We start from the raw sequence: 17,092 nt of genomic DNA on the forward strand, positions 1-17,092 counted from the left end.
CTTCCCCTTTCGTGTTGTGCACCTGGCGGTGCTGGCCTTAATTACGGTTATGAATTCGATCTTAAAGACCGTGTCTCAGCGTTTTGTATTATCTTTCAATGTGACGTTATTCGTCATCCAAGCCTAACATGGCGGAGAGCCGCTCGGGGGGCACAAATCCCGGCACTAGCTGCCCATCGGGCAAAATAATCGCAGGGGTGCCCTGTACGCCCAATGCTTTGCCCAGATCATACTGCCCTGCTACGGGATTGTCGCAGTCTGCTGCGCTGGAAATAGTCTGGCCTTCCTTGGCTTGGGTCATCGCTTCGCTGCGGTTATCCGAGCACCACACCTGCTGCAGCGTGGTGGCGGCTTGGCTTCCCATGCCCGCACGGGGAAACGCCATATAGTGAACCGCGATACCGCGTTCATTCAACTCTGGAATGGTGTCGTGTAACCGCGCGCAGTAGGGGCAAGTCGGGTCAGTAAACACCGTTATAGTGGCTTTCGGTTCATTGGCACCGCGGAAGATCACCAACTCACTGTCAGGCACGGCCGCCAATGCATCGGCACGTTCTTGGTTCTGCTCTTGTTCAGTCAAATTGACCAGCCCTTCATCGGCATTTTCGTACAGGTCACCGACCAGAAAGTGGCTACCGTCAGCATTGGAGTAGAAAGACTCGCCGCTCTCTAAGCGCACGTGATAGACGCCTTCCATAGGCGTTTCGGTGACCGCCTCTACGGGCATCTGCTGGCCATTGACACTTAGTGATCCCGCCAGTTGGTCTGCCACGTCATCAGCCTGGGCAGCGGCGGGCAACAGGCTGGCGGAGAACAAACACGCCAGCATCAAGGAGGGTGTCAATAAAGGGAGTGCTACAAAACGGCGTTGACGCATTATCAATTCAACCTCTTGGGTGGTGTTCTGCATGTAGGCTTTCCAAGCGCGCCTGGGCTACATGGGTATAAATTTGGGTCGTCGACAGGTCGCTATGACCTAGCAGCAGCTGTACGACCCTCAAATTGGCCCCATGATTCAATAAATGGGTGGCAAATGCATGGCGAAGCGTATGTGGCGACAGTGGCCGGGTAATCCCTGCGGTGATGGCATGCACCTTAATCCGGTGCCAAAAGGTCTGTCGGGTCATGGCTTTATCGCCCCGGCCGGGAAATAGCGCGGGCCGGGTTGGGTCGCTCATCAGCACTAGCCGTGCGGTCTGCATATAGTGCGCCAGCCAATCCGCCGCCTCTTCACCCATGGGTACCAGGCGGTCTTTATCGCTTTTACCGCGGACCCGCACCACGTTTTGACGCAGGTTGACCGCGTCGCCGGTGAGCCCTACCAGCTCTGATACCCGCAAGCCACAGGCGTACAGTAGCTCCAGCATGGCACGGTCACGGACGCCCAGCGGGGTGTCGGTATCTGGTGCTAAGAGTAAGCGCTCGACCTCGTCCTCTTCCAAGGTATTCGGTAAGCCGGGGATCACGCGCGGCAGCTTGATGTCGGTGAGGGGGTCGCTTTCCACCTGGTTATTTAAACGCCCCCAGCGGTAGAAGCTGCGCAGCGTCGATAGCAGCCGGGCATTACTGCGCAGTTGATAGCCTTCCTCCCGGCGGCTTGCCAGCCACTCACTGAGTCGCTCCGGTGGCGGCGCCAAGAGCGCTTCGCCGTGGTTCTCCAAGTGGGCTTGCCAGGCGGTTAAATCACGCCGATAGGCGGCTAACGTATGATCGCTGGCGCCCTGCTCTAGCCACAGGGCATCTAAAAATGCATCGATAACGCTCATACGTTAGTCACCTTAAGCCGCTTTTACTCAGCGACATAAACATGCATGTAGATAAAAAAAAACCCGCCCCGCAAAGCGGTGACGGGGTTTTGGTATCCAGGCGCAGCTGTTCGAGAACAGCGTGCGCCCGCAGAATAGCGGCGTTTAAGCCAGCTTTTCCTTGATACGTGCAGAACGACCGCTGCGCTCGCGCAGGTAGTAAAGCTTGGCTTGACGCACGTCACCACGACGCTTGACTTCAATCGAGTCAACCAGCGGGCTGTAGGTCTGGAAGGTACGCTCAACGCCAACGCCGTGAGAAATTTTACGCACGGTGAAAGCGGAGTTCAGGCCACGGTTACGCTTACCGATGACCACACCTTCAAACGCCTGTAGACGCTCGCGGGTGCCTTCTTTTACTTTTACCTGAACGACAATGGTGTCGCCGGGAGAAAAGGCAGGAATTTCCTTGCCCATTTGCTCAGATTCGATCGCCTGGATCACTTTGCTTTTACTGCTCATCATCATACTCCTGAATAACGTGTTGGCTTGACCGCTCAATCATGGGTGGCGGAAGCCGTGATCCCGGCGCTCGAAACGAGCTACGCGGGAGTCGTTATGGGTGACACAGGTGCGCTTTTTCGCCCTGCACCGCCGCTCTGCGCTACGTAGTTGAAAAGCAACTACTTAGTGGACAGAGCGTGTTCCTCGATAAACTCGTTCAACAGCTTGCGCTGTTCGGCATCTAATGTTCGCCCTTCTAAAAGGTCGGGTCGACGTTGCCATGTCCGGCCTAGTGACTGCTTTAATCGCCAACGCTTGATAGCTGCATGATTACCGCTTAACAGCACATCCGGCACTTGGCGCCCGTCGATGATTTCCGGACGGGTATAGTGCGGGCAGTCTAACAGACCGTCATTAAACGAGTCTTCGACAGCGGAATCCTGATGGCCCAGCACGCCGGGAATCAGCCTTGCCGCTGCATCAATTAGCACCATTGCTGGCAGCTCGCCGCCGCTCAACACATAGTCACCAATCGACCACTCTTCATCGATGTCACTCTCCACCACGCGTTCATCAATGCCTTCATAGCGCCCTGCCACGACCACTAAAGGCCCGGCAGAAGCCAGTGCTTGAACGCCCTGCTGATCCAGCTTACGCCCTTGGGGCGAGAGGTAGATCACCGTCGGCACTAAGCCGGTGGCTTGCTGCGCCCGTTCCCGGGCCGCAAAGATCGCTGCGCGCAGGGTGTCGACTTTCATCAACATACCTGGACCACCACCATAGGGGCGATCATCAACGCTGCGGTGGCGGTCAGTGGCGTAATCCCGCGGGTTCCAAAACTCCAGTGCGATGCGTTGTTTCTCTACCGCTCTGCCGACTACACCTTGTTGCGTTAGCGCGTCGAACATCTCGGGAAACAACGACACAACGCCAATCCACATTGCTGGCGACACGACTGCATTTTCACCTAGCACCGGCTCTGCCGAGTCGGTAGACATATCACCGCTCAAACTATTGATCAGTTTGGTCAAAACTCAGGATCCCAATCGACGACCATGTGGCCCTCTTCGGCACTGATTTCGACAATGACATCGTCTGGCAAAAAAGGCAGCAGTCGCTCGCGCTTGTCGATTGACTCAGAATCGCCGCGAACCACCATGACATCGTTGGCGCCGGTTTCAAACAGGTAGCTTACCCGTCCTAGCCGTTCGCCGACCTGAGTGAAGACCGCCATGCCTTCAAGCTCATGCCAATAATACTCATCGTCGGAAAGCTCAGGTAGCGCCTCTTTGGGCATTAAGATATCCGTTTGGGCTAATGCTTCCGCCGCACTACGGTCATCGACCCCTTCAAGCTGCACTACAAGTCCTTTGCCCTGCCGACGCCCCTGAACAATGCTTATGCGCTTAAGAGTTTCACCCTGGCGCACCCACCATTCTGGGTAGTCTAGAATGCTGTCCATCGGGCTAGTGTAGGAATACACCTTGAGCCAACCTTTCACCCCATAAGGGCTAGTCAGCTTGCCTAGCACCACATGCGTGTCGTCAGTTTGGCTTATTTCAAAACGCGTCATCGACGACCTCAGCTACCCAGCAGCACTCATACGTTCTTAAACAACAAGTCCCACAAGCAGGCTTAAGCCTGTTTGCGTGCTTCTTTGACCAGCTCAGCAACACGACCAGACAGCTGGGCGCCTTGGCTCTGCCAGTGAACAACGCGGTCTAGGTCAACGCGCAGACGCTCTTCCTGACCACGGGCAACCGGGTTGAAGAAGCCGATACGCTCGATGAAACGACCGTCGCGAGCGTTACGCGAGTCGGTAACGGTCAGGTGGTAAAAGGGACGCTTCTTGGCGCCACCACGGGCCAAACGAATGGTAACCATACGATAACTATCCTTCGGTTGAGGTTACGAGAGTGTGTTGTTAGCGCTATCGGCTATCGAAACACTCGTCGTGCTATAGGCTATATAAAGGCCTTCATTGAGAGGTGCTGCTACCGCGATCGACGCGCTTTTACGCAACACCCACGCATGAAGAGGCCGCATTCTACGCAAATGCGCTCGGCTTGGAAAGCCTGATAGCCAGAAAACTCATAGACCGTCAACCTTACCCAGCGAGCTGGCAGCTAATTAACGGCGGGGCAATCCGCCAGGGCCACCCATACCGCCCATGCCGCCGGGCCCGCCCATTCCACCTGGGCCTCCCGGGCCACCGCCGCCCATCATGCCTGACATACCACGCATCATTTTCTGCATGCCGCCTTTTTGACCCGCTTTCTTCATCATCTTCTGCATCTGCTTATGCTGCTTGAGCAAACGATTCAAGTCAGGCACCTGCAGGCCCGCACCAGCGGCGATGCGGCGCTTGCGAGAGCCATTGATGATATCAGGCTTGCGGCGCTCTTTAGGCGTCATTGAGTTAATCAGCGCTTCCAGCTTACCCAGCTCTTTCTCAGGGCCAGGGCCTTGGGCCATTTCAGCCATCTGCCCCATGCCGGGCAATTTGCCCATCAGACCACCCATGCCGCCCATTTTCTTGAGCTGCTGGAGCTGGTCGCGGAAATCTTCCAGATCAAAACCGTCGCCTTTCTTGACCTTTTTGGCCAGCTTGTCGGCTTTAGATTTATCGACGGTGCGCTCGGCTTCCTCGATCAGCGACAGCATGTCGCCCATGCCCAGGATACGCGAGGCTACCCGGTCGGGGTGGAACGGCTCCAGAGCGTCCACTTTTTCGCCCATCCCCATAAACTTGATGGGCTTGCCAGTAATGTGGCGTACCGACAGCGCGGCACCGCCGCGGGCATCACCATCAGCTTTGGTCAGGATCACCCCGGTCAGCGGCAGCGCTTCGCTAAATGCCTTGGCGGTATTGGCGGCATCCTGGCCGGTCATGGCATCGACAACAAACAGCGTTTCCTGAGGGGAAACCGCTTTATGCAGCGCCTGGATCTCCGCCATCATGGCTTCATCAATCGCCAGACGACCGGCGGTATCGATCAGCACCACATCGTGAAACTGAATCTTGGCGTGCTTGATGGCAGCTTCGGCAATCGCAACCGGCTGCTGGTCAGAGCGTGAGGGGAAGAAATCTACCTCGACCTCTTTGGCCAGGGTTTCCAGTTGGTCGATGGCCGCCGGGCGGTAGACGTCGGCAGACACTACCAATACTTTTTTCTTTTCGCGCTCGCGCAGGTAGCGGGCCAGCTTGGCCACAGAAGTGGTTTTACCCGCGCCTTGCAGACCGGCCATCAACACAACGGCGGGAGAACCCTTGAGCACAAAGCCGTCGTTGGCTTCGCCCATAATCGCTTCCAGCTCTTGCTGGACGATTTTGACGAACTGCTGGCCAGGCGACAGGCTTTTGGATACTTCCTGGCCGACCGCCCGCTCGCGTACGCGCTCGATAAACTCCTTGATGACCGGCAGTGCTACATCGGCCTCAAGCAGTGCGCGGCGTACTTCGCGCAGGGTATCTTTAATATTGTCGTCGGTCAGGCGAGCCTGACCCTTAATCGACTTTAACGTCTGGGAAAGACGCTCACTTAGATTCTGGAACATGGGGCCTCTCTGCCTCCGTCACTGCCGTCGGCGCGCACGCCCTGGACTAATTAGTGAAAAGATTATACGCGCTCACGCTTTGAGTCTCCATGGGAGAGTACTAGCGATTCCTGCCAGGGCAAGCTGACGCAAGGGCGCTGTCAACCCMCCCATGGCGAAAGCCCCTTGCTTACAGCTTTCCCTGGCATTCCTGCATACTTACTCTGGGTTCTTACCTATTTTCATGCGTTTGCCCCGCTGGGCGATGCCGCTTGGATTAGTTATAGTAGTCGGATAGCTTTTTGTCGTAATCCGTTTAATTCGTTTATTTATTCACAGCAACGCGCTGCAAGGCGCACGGATAGCATCATGCAGGCGCTCCCTTTCGCCACGATTGCTTTTATTGTTTATGTTGCCGCTGCCATATGGCAGGGCATGACGCTGTTCCGGCGTGTACCGCCCCGCCAGGGCATGGTGCGCCTGCTGGCCTTACTGGGTTTACTGCTCCACATTCCTGTCGTAGTCATACTCGTGGGCCAATCCCCAGGCCTACTGCCGGGCTTTACCACCAGCGCTACACTGTTGATGGCGGTGGCGGTTAACGTGGTGCTGGTAGCCAGCCTATTCAAACCGGTGCTTAACGCCGGCATTGTGCTGTTCCCGCTGGCGGGCATTGCGCTGCTCGCCGCCACTTGGCTGCCTAATCAAGGCGGCCACMCCGGGCTGACGCCGGGCATTTTATTGCATGCGATAAGTTCAGCGCTGGCCTTTGCCGTATTGGCGATTGCCGCCGTTCAAGCCGTGCTGGTCGGCCTACAGAACCAGGCGCTGCGCCATCATCATATTCGCGGCATTGTGCAGTCGCTGCCACCGCTGACCACGATGGAACGGGTGCTGTTCGAGCTGGTGTGGGCGGGCATTATTCTACTGACCCTCTCCATCGCAAGCGGGCTTATTTTTCTCGACAACTTTTTTGCCCAGCATTTGGCACATAAAACGGTGCTGTCACTGCTTGCCTGGATAATCTTCACAACGCTTTTGATCGGCCGTTACCGCTTTGGCTGGCGCGGCATGCGTGCCGTACGCTGGACACTGGGCGGCTGCGGCTTGCTGGTGCTGGCCTACTTTGGCAGTAAGTTCGTACTTGAGGTTGTACTCAACCGATAACGGCTCAACCGCTAACGGGGCGCAACCACGCCTTTGGTTGTCTTGACACACCACTCGCTACCTTCTACAAATCGAGCCTAATTCGCCACAAAGGACTTTTCGACTTGAGCGACGACTTCCCCCTGGGGTTACTGTTCGGCCTGCTAGCCTTACTGATACTGCTTTCTGCGTTTTTCTCCAGCTCTGAAACCGGCATGATGTCGATTAACCGCTACCGCTTGAGCCATCAGGCCAACAGCGGTGACCGCAGAGCCAAACGGGTCATGCGCCTGCTCACCCGCCCGGACCGCCTGATTGGCGTTATCCTGATCGGCAACAACTTCGTCAATAACCTGGCGGCCTCCATTGCCACCATTATAGCCATTCACTTCTTTGGCGACGTATCAGGGCCGGCGATCTCTACCGCCCTGCTGACCATTACGATTCTTATTTTTGCCGAAGTAACGCCGAAGACCTACGCCGCGATTAAGCCCGAACGGATCGCCTACCCTACGTCCTATGCGCTTGAACCGCTGTTGAAGCTGCTTTACCCGCTGGTCTGGCTGGTCAACGTCATGTCTAACGGCCTGCTCCGGCTGGTGGGCGTAAAAAGCGTTGATAACGGCGGTGACAGCCTAACCCGCGACGAGCTGCGAACGGTGGTACACGAAGCGGGCACGCTGATTCCCTACCGCCACCGGGCGATGCTGCTGTCGATCCTTGATCTAGAGAACGTCACCGTCAACGACATTATGGTGCCGCGACACGAGGTGCTGGGCATTGACCTGGATGACTCGCTCGAAGAGATTTTGACCCAGATTCGCACCAGCCAGCACACCCGGCTACCAGTCTACAAAGGCGATATCAATAACATTATCGGCATGCTACACCTGCGCAATGCAGCACGCTTTCTCTCCCGCGATGAAGTCACCAAAGCGTCGATTGTGCAGGAGGCTCGCGAACCCTACTTCATTCCCGAATCCACACCGCTACATACCCAGCTGCTCAACTTTCAGAAGCAGAAGCGGCGTATTGGCATTGTGGTGGATGAGTACGGCGACGTGGAAGGCCTAGTCACGCTGGAAGATATTCTGGAAGAGATCGTGGGCGAGTTCACCACCGATGTTTCTGAGGATGAAGAGATTCACCAGCAAGATGACGGCAGCCATGTGATTGAAGGCACCGCCAATATCCGTGAAATTAATAAGATGCTTGGCTGGCAGCTACCTACCGACGGCCCCAAGACGCTCAACGGGCTCATCCTTGAGCACCTTGAAGCCTTCCCAGAAGGGCCGGCGTGCCTGCAGATTGGCAATATGCGCATGGAGATTTTGGAGATTCGCGATAATCTCATCACCTCAGCGCGCTGCTGGCAAAAGCTGCGGGTGCCGCGCCGCTAACGACCAATAAGCGCGTTAGCGGCGGTTGGCAAGATCCTGATCCGCCGCCGCTTTTAACGCCCTAACCCGCGCTTCAAGAAACCGCCGCAGCGCTATGTCATCGGCGTCCAGGCGGTTGAGCGGTGAGCCAAAGTGCAAGCTCACCGGCGCCCGAAACCGCTTAGGGCACTTTTTGAGCGCCTTGCCGTTATGGTGGGATGTCCACGACCCCCATAAGCCTGCCAGCCCTGCCGGAATCACCGGCACATCATCCCGAGCGAGAATCGCCTCTAAGCCGCGCCGGAAGGCGTGAATCTCGCCATCCGGGGTCAGTCGCCCTTCAGGAAAGACCATCACGACCTGCCCCTCGCGTAGCGCTGCGCTGACGTCATCCAACGCACGCCTAAGGGCGCCAGGGCTGCGCCGTTCAGACTCAATGGGAATAGCACCGACCAGCTGAAACCACCACTTAAGCCAGGGAGAGTCAAAAATCGGTTGATCCATGACAAAGCGCAGTGGCCGGGGGCTAGCGCCACCGAGCACCAAGGCATCCATAAAGCTGACGTGGTTACACACCACCAGCGCGCCCCCCTGCTTGGGGATATGCTCGCGCCCATGCACCTGCAGTCGGTAGCAGAGGCGCATTGAGACAAAAATCAGCCAGCGTAGCGCTTGGCGGGCCGCATTGACCCACCCCGTCACGTCGCCGCCTCACGATGGCGCAAACCGGCCAAAATAGTGCTCATCAGTTGATCCAACAACTCATCCACTTTCAACTGCTGCCCCTGCCAGTAGCCCAACCGCTCATTCAGCCCAAGCTGGACTAGCCCGTGAACGCTACCCCACAGCGTTCGCCCCAAACGGCGGGCTTCGAGATCATCCAGCGCTGGCTGGTAAGCTTTGATCGAGGCCTCCACTTGGGTAAATAGCGCTTCGATCAAATCGCTTTGGCGCTGATCCAGCTCACCCTCTTGGGCCAACGGGTAATCGAACAGCAGTTGCCAGCGGTAACAATCCTGCTCGGCGAACCGCCAGTAGGCACGCGCCAGGGAGCGCAGCCATGGCTCAGGGTCATCATCGACCAGGCTGGTAATGGTGTGTTGTAAGCGTGCCAAGGTTTCCACATTGACGTGCTGCAATAAGTTATTGAAGCTGCCATATAGCTTCAGTAGGGTGCTGGGGGCGCAGCCGACTTCTCTGGCCAAAGCACGCAGTGAGAGGCCATGGACTGGCTGCTCAGCCAACCACTCATCACAAGCGTGCATGACCTGCGCGTGGAGGGCATCGGGCGCATGCTGTCTAGGACGGGCCATGGCGATCTCTTAAGGTCAACGGCAAACAAGAAGGAATGCCTCACTGCGCTTTAGCGGGAGCAAGGGATACGATAGGATACCTTACATCGAACACTGTTTTCGACACTAAAACACACCATTTCGTGCTTTATTGCGCGAAGTCCCCCGCGATGCAGGTACACTTCCTCGACGATTTTGCTTAAGGAGATAGCTATGACGGGGCGACTGCATGTGCAACATTTACCGCTGACCCGTTTATTACCGACGCTAGCCACTCCTGAGCCACTGGTTGAATCGCCCAACTTAGCGCCTAGAAGGCCCATCTCGGCGATTCGCCTTGAGCAGGGGGAGTATCGACTATCGTCAATTTTCTGGGGCCTGACCCCCCCTTGGCTGGAGGTACTGGATCACGCCCCCCACTGCGCCCGAGCCGAAACCCTTGAAACACGTGCTATGTTTCGCGATGCCTTTAGCGCGCGCCGCTGCGTGATCCCGGTTAGCGGTTTCTATGTTTGGAAAAGCCAGCCGCGTAGCAAGCAGCCCTATCTAGTCACCCAGGTATCCCGTGCGCCATTGCTGTTGGGCGCACTCTGGTGCCGCTACCACACCACGTTAACGGCGTTCACCGATTCCGCAGCCCTGATCACCGTGCCCGCTAATTTACTTTTATCGCCATTAACCGACCGTTTGCCGGTCACTATTCCCAGCCATGCGCTATCCGCCTGGCTCAACCCGGATACGGATTTAGCAACGCTTAATTCGCTATTAACCCCGGCGCCATTGGAACTGTTGGGCGCTTTTCCGGTATCTAAACATGTCAATAATCCCGCCTACCAGTCACCGGCTTGTGCCCMCCCCMCCGGGTCGATGCTGCGCTGGGCTGTGTCACAGGAGCTGTAATGTTGCAATCCACTTGCTTAACCCGCCGGCGGCTTTTCCCCCAGCGTGCACTGCTTGGCATTATTGCCAGCATCGCGATGATGCCACTCGCCTTCGCCGCGAATGATGACGCCGTTGACGACGCCATTGCTGATACGGTCACCCCGATCATTAGCCCGTATGACAGCCGCGACTACCGGGTTTTGACGCTTGAAAATGGCCTCAATGTATTACTGGTCAGCGATCCGGAAGCTGACAAAGCGGCAGCGTCGATGAATGTACGGGTCGGCAGCGCCCAAGATCCCGATGATCTTCAAGGATTAGCGCATTTTCTCGAACATATGCTGTTTCTAGGCACCGAACCCTACCCAGAATCCGACGGTTACCAGCGCTACATTTCCAATAATGCGGGTTCTCACAACGCCTTTACCGCGCAGCAGGATACCAATTACTTCTTTGATATTGAGCCGTCGGCGCTGCCGGGTGCGCTTGACCGTTTCAGCGAATTTTTCCTTTCACCGCTGTTTAACGCCGACCACCTGGAGAGCGAGCGCAATATCGTTCACTCGGAGTATATGGCGCGCATTCGCGACGAATCCCGGCGCGAAAACGATGTGCTCAACCAACTGCTCAACCCTGACAACCCCACCACCGGGTTTGCCGTGGGTAGCCGGGAAACCTTAGCCAGCCCGCCTGAAGGCGAGGCAACGCTTCGCGAGCGGGTGATCGATTTTTATCACCAGCATTACGACGCCAATGTGATGAACCTGGCGATTGTGGCGCCGCAGCCGCTGGATCAATTGGAAGAGCTGGTAGCCAAACGCTTTGCCGATATTCCCAACAACGACTTAAGCGTGCCGACGATTGACGCGCCGCTGGTTGATGCAGACACGCTTCCCCACTATATCGAGCGTCAGTCGCTGCAGGATCGCCGTCAATTACGCTTCTACTTCCCGGTACCCGACCCCACCGATGACTACCGCACAAAACCCACTCAGGTAATCGCTCACCTGCTTGGCGATGAGGGTGAAGGCAGCCTGCTCGCCGTACTGCGCGATGCTGGACTGGCCGACGGCCTTTCCGCCGGCGTTGGCCGCGGTGATGGCAACCAAGCACTATTCACAGTCTCCATCAGCCTAACGCCCGCAGGCGCCGAGCGCCTTGACGATATTGAAGCCACCCTGTTTGCGGCCATCGAGCAACTGCGCAACGACGGCCTCGCTGAGTGGCGTTACCAGGAACAAGCAGACCTCAATGAACAGGCCTTCCGCTTCCAGCAACATGGCGCCCCGCAGCAGGAAGCCACACGCCTCTCCATGAGCCTATCGCGCTACCCGGTAGAAGACGTGCAGTACGCGGCCTACCGCATGGATGGCCCAGACGCTGAGCGCCAGCAGGCTTACCTGGATGCCCTAACGCCGGATAACATGCTGCGCTTCTACTCGGCGCCGGATGTCGAAAGCGACACCGTCTCACCGTGGTTTAATACTCAGTGGAAAGAGCAAGTACCCGACCAGCCAGGTCAGGCACTGAGTGGCTTGGAGCTCCCTGGCCCCAACCCCTTTATTGCCAGTGATTTAACACTGCAAGAGGGCCAGGATGAGCGCCCCAGCCTGCTGGTCGATACGCCATCGTTTAGCGCCTGGCATATGCAGGATGAACGCTTCGACACCCCGACAGTTGAGTGGCGCGTTAGCCTGCAAAATCCCACCGCCAGCTACTCTGCAGAAGAAGCAGTACTCACCCGACTGCTCGCCAGCTGGCTCAACGACAGCTTGAATGAATCCCTCTACCCAGCATGGCTGGCAGGACAATCGTTTAGCGCTTACCCCCACGCCAGGGGCATGACGCTGTCGTTCTCGGGCTGGCGTGATGGCCAAACCCCGCTGATTGAACAAGCCCTTGAGCAATTAGCGCACGCAGAGATCAGCGACAGCGCCTTTGAGCGGGTGCGTTATCAGCTACAGCGCGAGTGGCGCAACGCGCCCCAGGCGTCGCTCACCGGCCAAGCCAGCCGTACGCTAGGCGAAGCCCTGCTCACACCGCAGTGGTCTAACGCAGAGCTTCTCGCCGCCAGCGAGCGATTTGATCGGGGGCACCTGGAAAATTTCCGCAAGCGCTTTCTAAACGACCTGTACGTCGATGCTATGGCGGTGGGCAACCTGGATGCTGACCTGGCCCGTGAACAAACTCAGCTGATACGCGCCAAGCTCAAGCCACGGCTAACCCGCGACGCCATTGCTAACTTAACCCCCCTTGCGGCCAGTGAGGAGCACCGCGTGCTGCACCCTCACAGTACGCGGGACGAGTCCTTGGTACTGCGCTATTTGCAAGGTCGCGATCAGACCCCAGAGGAGCAAGCCACCACCGCCGTGATCGCCCAGTGGCTGGAAACGCCGTTCTACCAGCAGCTGCGCACCGAGCAGCAGCTCGGCTACATCGTCAACGCAGGTTATTCACCGCTGCTCGAAGCACCAGGCATTGCCCTCATGGTGCAATCCCCCGACGTAGACAGCGATACCATTGCCGAACGTATGGATGCATTTCTTGACGAGGCTAACCAGCGTCTTGAACAACTTAGCGACGATGACTTAGTGCCTTATCGCCAAGCAGTTCACGACCAGTTACGCCAGCGCGATACCAGCCTTTCAGGCATGGCTAACCGCTATTGGCAAGCCACGGCGCTTGAAGACGTTCGCTTCGACCGCCGTGATCAGTTGGCCGAGCTAGTGCTTAACGTTAGCCTTGAGGATATTAAGGCTCTCTGGCCATCGCTGCGCGAGCACACTCTGGACATACGCTTTAACCCAGGCGACGAACCCAGCGATGTCAGTACTTATCGGGAAGCGCGCTCAGCGCTGCCTAAAATGCGTGAATAAACAGCGCTGTTAGACCATCGGTACCGGCTCAGGCATCAAATGCCTGGGCCGGCATCATGGCTTCCACGAACATCACCAGCTCTTCCAGAACCTGCCGCTCGCGATCAGTGAGGGTTTGCTGATTGTACTGCTCGATTTCCCGCGCAAACGCCTTAAGCGTAAAGCCCGCCAAGGCCGGGTCATTGATCCGCATCCAGCGAAACGCCTCCCACTGCTCGCGCTCTTCGCCTTCCAACGTGTCGGGGTAACTGCGCGCACGAAAGCGAAACAGCATCTCTTCCAAACGCGGATCCTGAAACGCAAAGCGCTGACCGACCAGGTCCCACGGTTCCATCTCTCGCACCCGCTCCATCTGCTGACGGTCAGCAGCGGAGAAGAAACTGCCCGAATAGAGCATTAGATCAGGGTCTTGGGGTACATCGTCGTAACCGGCACTAAACACCTCGGCGACCTTAGCGGCGACACCGCTGGCATCGCGCAGGGTTTTCCAGTGCTGCCGACAGGCAGCCACATCTAAGCCTAAGCGCGCGACGATGGTGCCATACTCGCCCTGATGAGGCCCCTCAACGTCTTTCAAAGCACTAGCGGGGAACACCACTGGGCAGCGGTTGATATGGATGATCTTTAGCGGAATGCGCGCCTCGCCTTCGGCGAGATCCTGCTGACTGACAAACACCCGCTCACGAATTTGCTCCGCCGACATGCTCAGCATATCGCTGGGATCAACGCTCAAATCGTAAACAATCACCCCATTAGGGTTTGTCGGGTGCTCGGCCAGCGGCATGACTAGTGCACTACAGCCCCGGCTAGCAGGATAACGGCGGGAGATATGCAGCAGCGGTTTGGCGTTGGGCAAGTCGAGCTGCTTGGCCACCGCGCGCTTACCGCGCAGGCCGAGCAGATAGTCAAACAGCTTGGCATTGCGCACTTTGAGCAACCGCGCCAAGGCGATAGTAGCGCGGACATCTGCCACCGCATCGTGGGCACCCTCATGGGCAATGCCGTTGGCGGCAGTTAAGTGCTCGAGCTTAAAGCTGGGTGCACCGTCTTCGCGCAGCGGCCATTCAATGCCATCCGGGCGCAGCGCATAAAAGGCGCGCACAATATCGATTAAATCCCAGCGGGAATTGCCGTTTTGCCACTCGCGGGAATAAGGGTCAAGCAAATTGCGGTAAAACAGGTGGCGCGAAACTTCGTCATCAAAACGCAGGCTGTTGTAGCCCACTACGCAGGTACCCGGCTCGCTCATGTGGCGCTGAATCTCACCCGCGAACTCTGCTTCGGGGAGACCATGGCGCTGGGCTTTTTGAGGGGTAATACCGGTGATCAAACAGGCAGCAGGATGAGGCAGGTAGTCATCGGCGGGTTTGCAGTAGAGCTCGATGGGCTCACCGATCTCGTTCAGTTCTGCATCCGTGCGCAGTGCAGCGAACTGAGCGGGCCGATCGCGGCGCGGGTCAGCCCCGAAGGTTTCATAATCATGCCAGAGAAAACTGGCAGGGGCAGCATTGGGTGATGCCATGAATAAACACTCCGCTGGGCAATGAAAAGCCCAAGCCTAGCACACCCGCCGCCCCTTTCGCCCCGTCTTCAGTTCCTGGACTTAGCTAAAGGGCTCAGCTCTTTGGAAGCGTAACGTTAAGCTCCAGTACAGAGCAGTTGTCTTCGCTGTCCAAGGAAATTTGAATGGCGTCGTCGTCCACGTGCACGTAACGACGGATCACCTCAAGCAGTTCGCGTTCAAGCATCGGCATATAGTCAGGCTGGCCGCGCTGACTACGCTGGTGCGCCACAATAATTTGCAAACGTTCTTTGGCTACCGAGGCGGATTTCCTGCGCTCACGCTTCAAGAACTCCAGCAGTTTCATCGACGACCTCCCCCGAACATACGGCTTAGCAGGCCTTTGCGTTGCATTTCATGGAAACGCAGCGGCATGTCTTCACCAAGCAGGCGCGATACTGTGTCGCTGTAAGCTTGGCCCGCGTCGCTGGAGATATCGTGGGTGACGGGCACGCCCTGGTTGGAAGCACGCAGTACGGCTTCAGACTCCGGAATCAGGCCCAGCAGATTAATCGCCAAAATTTCGCGAATATCGTCCAGCGTCAGCATATCGCCAGAGGTGACTCGCTCGGGGTTATAGCGGGTAACCAGCAGGTGCTCCTTGATGGGGTCATCGCCCTGCTCAGCGCGCCGGGTTTTAGAGGCCAGCAGGCCTAAAATACGGTCAGAGTCGCGCACTGACGATACTTCGGGATTGGTGACCACAATCGCTTCATCGGCAAAATACATGGCCAACTGCGCACCGCGTTCAATACCCGCGGGAGAATCACACAGAATGTAATCGAAATCTTCTTTCAACTTCTCCAGGATCTCCGCGACGCCTTCCTGGGTTAAGGCATCTTTATCGCGGGTTTGTGAGGCAGGCAGAATGAACAAATTCTCAACGCGCTTGTCGCGAATCAGCGCCTGATTAAGCCCTGCTTCGCCCTGAATCACGTTGACTAGGTCATACACAACACGCCGCTCGCAGCCCATGATCAGGTCGAGATTACGCAGCCCCACATCAAAGTCGATCACGACGGTTTTTTTACCGCGCAACGCAAGCCCTGTGGAGATTGCCGCCGCGCTGGTGGTTTTACCGACCCCTCCTTTACCAGAGGTCACTACAATTATCTTGGCCAAAAGTCACTTCCTTCTTGAAGTCGTTCGTTGCGAGCGCAAGTCAGTGGGCGCTCTGCGCATAACGGGAACGTCAATGTCATCAACATGCCATACTGTAACGGATAGCGTCTTCTACGTCGCTAGGCATGAAGCACCAACGTGCGCTCATACGGAAACATTACCCTAATGGCTTAATTTCGAGCTGTTCTTGCGCAAAGTGCACCTCTGCAGGCTGACCCCGCAGCTGTGCATCGATATCTTCCGAGCGCTTATAATTACCCGCCACCGAAAGCAGCTCGGCGGCCAGTTCACGGCAATAAATGCCCGCTTGGGTGTTACCATGAATCCCCGCCAAAGCACGACCGCGTAGCGCGCCATAAACGTGAATACTGCCGGCTGCCAGCACTTCTGCACCGGCATTCACCGCCCCGATGACGACTAAATCGCCATCAGCAGCGCTGACTTGCTGCCCCGAACGCACGGTGCCACGATACAGCCGGGTGGCAAGCGTTGGCGCTTCCGTCTCGCTCACTGTCTCCTCACGGGTAACCTCATGCACCGGCGAGCTGCTAACACTCTCCAGCACCCGGGCACGCCCCTCTGCCACCGGCGGAAACCACCCCAACCCCAGCGCCCAGGCCGACTGGCGTACTGGCTCGGTGCCGCCGCGCACGGCCACCGGCAACAGTTTATGGTCACGGCACACGGCACAAATGCGCTCAAGAGCTAAGTGGGGTTCATCGAGTTTTTCCACGCTGAGCACAACCGGTGTATGCTGAAAGAAAGCAGGCGACTGGGAGAATTTGCCAGCCAACTGCTGCCGGATTTGTTCCGGATCAGCGCTACTTAACTCCATGACGGTCATCGGCAGCATGCCGCCTTTGAAGGTAAAGGCCACTGCGGCACTATCCACGTTAAGGCTCATGGCCGAACTCCCCGTCATGTTCAGATAAGATAAAGGTAGCGTACTATCACGCATTTCGTCGTCTAGAAACACTGTAGTCTAAAAACAGTGTGTTCTAGAAGCAGTGTGGCCTAGAAAATAGATGCTTGTCACACCATAGTAAGG

The 17,092-nt window shown here is 57.0% G+C and carries 17 protein-coding genes; 4 read left to right on the forward strand and 13 right to left on the reverse strand.

The window, feature by feature from the left end; translation table 11 throughout:
• Positions 1 to 106: 106 nt before the first annotated feature.
• The 7 genes from HALO_RS20470 to ffh all read right to left on the reverse strand — a co-directional run bounded on the left by HALO_RS20470 (position 107) and on the right by ffh (position 5,807).
• A complete protein-coding gene (locus tag HALO_RS20470) occupies positions 107 to 910 on the reverse strand; it encodes a DsbC family protein (RefSeq protein ID WP_035576508.1) in 804 nt (267 codons plus the stop codon).
• Positions 885 to 1,766, reverse strand: coding sequence for a site-specific tyrosine recombinase XerD (gene xerD, locus HALO_RS20475; RefSeq protein WP_035576507.1), 882 nt, complete (start codon positions 1,764 to 1,766; stop codon positions 885 to 887). Before xerD ends, HALO_RS20470 begins: the two co-directional genes overlap by 26 nt.
• A gap of 144 nt (positions 1,767 to 1,910) precedes the next feature.
• Complete coding sequence (gene rplS / locus HALO_RS20480; RefSeq protein ID WP_035576506.1) at positions 1,911 to 2,267, reverse strand: 50S ribosomal protein L19; 357 nt, start codon at positions 2,265 to 2,267, stop codon at positions 1,911 to 1,913.
• Between the two features lie 161 nt (positions 2,268 to 2,428).
• Positions 2,429 to 3,190 carry a tRNA (guanosine(37)-N1)-methyltransferase TrmD gene (trmD, locus tag HALO_RS20485; RefSeq protein ID WP_035583021.1) on the reverse strand — a complete coding sequence of 254 codons (762 nt, stop codon included), beginning with the start codon at positions 3,188 to 3,190 and terminating at the stop codon, positions 2,429 to 2,431.
• A gap of 86 nt (positions 3,191 to 3,276) precedes the next feature.
• A complete protein-coding gene (rimM, locus tag HALO_RS20490) occupies positions 3,277 to 3,822 on the reverse strand; it encodes a ribosome maturation factor RimM (protein ID WP_035576505.1) in 546 nt (181 codons plus the stop codon).
• 62 nt (positions 3,823 to 3,884) lie between these two features.
• A complete protein-coding gene (rpsP, locus tag HALO_RS20495) occupies positions 3,885 to 4,133 on the reverse strand; it encodes a 30S ribosomal protein S16 (protein WP_007111767.1) in 249 nt (82 codons plus the stop codon).
• Between the two features lie 246 nt (positions 4,134 to 4,379).
• Positions 4,380 to 5,807, reverse strand: coding sequence for a signal recognition particle protein (gene ffh / locus HALO_RS20500; RefSeq protein WP_035576504.1), 1,428 nt, complete (start codon positions 5,805 to 5,807; stop codon positions 4,380 to 4,382).
• Between the two features lie 348 nt (positions 5,808 to 6,155).
• Between ffh and HALO_RS20505 the strand changes: the two genes are divergently transcribed.
• Both HALO_RS20505 and HALO_RS20510 read left to right on the forward strand, forming a co-directional pair.
• Positions 6,156 to 6,953, forward strand: a complete 798-nt coding sequence (locus HALO_RS20505) for a cytochrome C assembly family protein (protein ID WP_050713958.1) — start codon at positions 6,156 to 6,158, stop codon at positions 6,951 to 6,953.
• Between the two features lie 104 nt (positions 6,954 to 7,057).
• Positions 7,058 to 8,332, forward strand: coding sequence for an HlyC/CorC family transporter (locus HALO_RS20510; protein ID WP_035576502.1), 1,275 nt, complete (start codon positions 7,058 to 7,060; stop codon positions 8,330 to 8,332).
• A 15-nt stretch (positions 8,333 to 8,347) separates the two neighbouring features.
• Here HALO_RS20510 and HALO_RS20515 read toward each other — a convergent pair whose 3' ends face one another.
• Together HALO_RS20515 and HALO_RS20520 are read right to left on the reverse strand one after the other, a co-directional pair.
• Positions 8,348 to 9,013: a 1-acyl-sn-glycerol-3-phosphate acyltransferase gene (locus HALO_RS20515; protein ID WP_035576501.1), complete on the reverse strand. Its 666-nt coding sequence runs from the start codon at positions 9,011 to 9,013 to the stop codon at positions 8,348 to 8,350.
• Positions 9,010 to 9,624 carry a TetR/AcrR family transcriptional regulator gene (locus HALO_RS20520; RefSeq protein WP_035576500.1) on the reverse strand — a complete coding sequence of 205 codons (615 nt, stop codon included), beginning with the start codon at positions 9,622 to 9,624 and terminating at the stop codon, positions 9,010 to 9,012. Before HALO_RS20520 ends, HALO_RS20515 begins: the two co-directional genes overlap by 4 nt.
• A 192-nt stretch (positions 9,625 to 9,816) precedes the next feature.
• Here HALO_RS20520 and HALO_RS20525 point away from each other — a divergent pair, with 192 nt between their 5' ends.
• Together HALO_RS20525 and HALO_RS20530 are read left to right on the forward strand one after the other, a co-directional pair.
• On the forward strand, positions 9,817 to 10,503 hold the full coding sequence (locus HALO_RS20525) for an SOS response-associated peptidase (protein ID WP_050713959.1): 687 nt from the start codon (positions 9,817 to 9,819) through the stop codon (positions 10,501 to 10,503).
• 77 nt (positions 10,504 to 10,580) lie between these two features.
• The gene (locus tag HALO_RS20530; RefSeq protein ID WP_442905698.1) at positions 10,581 to 13,361 is read left to right on the forward strand and encodes an insulinase family protein; all 2,781 of its coding nucleotides are present in this window, start codon (positions 10,581 to 10,583) and stop codon (positions 13,359 to 13,361) included.
• Positions 13,362 to 13,389: 28 nt separating this feature from the next.
• Here the strand turns inward: HALO_RS20530 and sbcB are convergent, their stop codons facing one another.
• From sbcB to minC, 4 genes are all read right to left on the reverse strand, one after another.
• Positions 13,390 to 14,883 carry an exodeoxyribonuclease I gene (gene sbcB / locus HALO_RS20535; RefSeq protein ID WP_035576497.1) on the reverse strand — a complete coding sequence of 498 codons (1,494 nt, stop codon included), beginning with the start codon at positions 14,881 to 14,883 and terminating at the stop codon, positions 13,390 to 13,392.
• 94 nt (positions 14,884 to 14,977) lie between these two features.
• Complete coding sequence (gene minE, locus HALO_RS20540) at positions 14,978 to 15,229, reverse strand: cell division topological specificity factor MinE (protein ID WP_007111776.1); 252 nt, start codon at positions 15,227 to 15,229, stop codon at positions 14,978 to 14,980.
• Positions 15,226 to 16,044 carry a septum site-determining protein MinD gene (minD, locus tag HALO_RS20545; protein WP_035576496.1) on the reverse strand — a complete coding sequence of 273 codons (819 nt, stop codon included), beginning with the start codon at positions 16,042 to 16,044 and terminating at the stop codon, positions 15,226 to 15,228. The genes minE and minD overlap by 4 nt, the downstream gene beginning before the upstream one ends.
• A 157-nt stretch (positions 16,045 to 16,201) precedes the next feature.
• The gene (minC, locus tag HALO_RS20550; protein WP_035576495.1) at positions 16,202 to 16,948 is read right to left on the reverse strand and encodes a septum site-determining protein MinC; all 747 of its coding nucleotides are present in this window, start codon (positions 16,946 to 16,948) and stop codon (positions 16,202 to 16,204) included.
• Between the last annotated feature and the right edge of the window lie 144 nt (positions 16,949 to 17,092).

The sequence above is a fragment of the Halomonas sp. R57-5 genome, assembly GCF_900070345.1.
Taxonomy (GTDB): Bacteria; Pseudomonadota; Gammaproteobacteria; order Pseudomonadales; family Halomonadaceae; genus Vreelandella; species Vreelandella ventosae_B.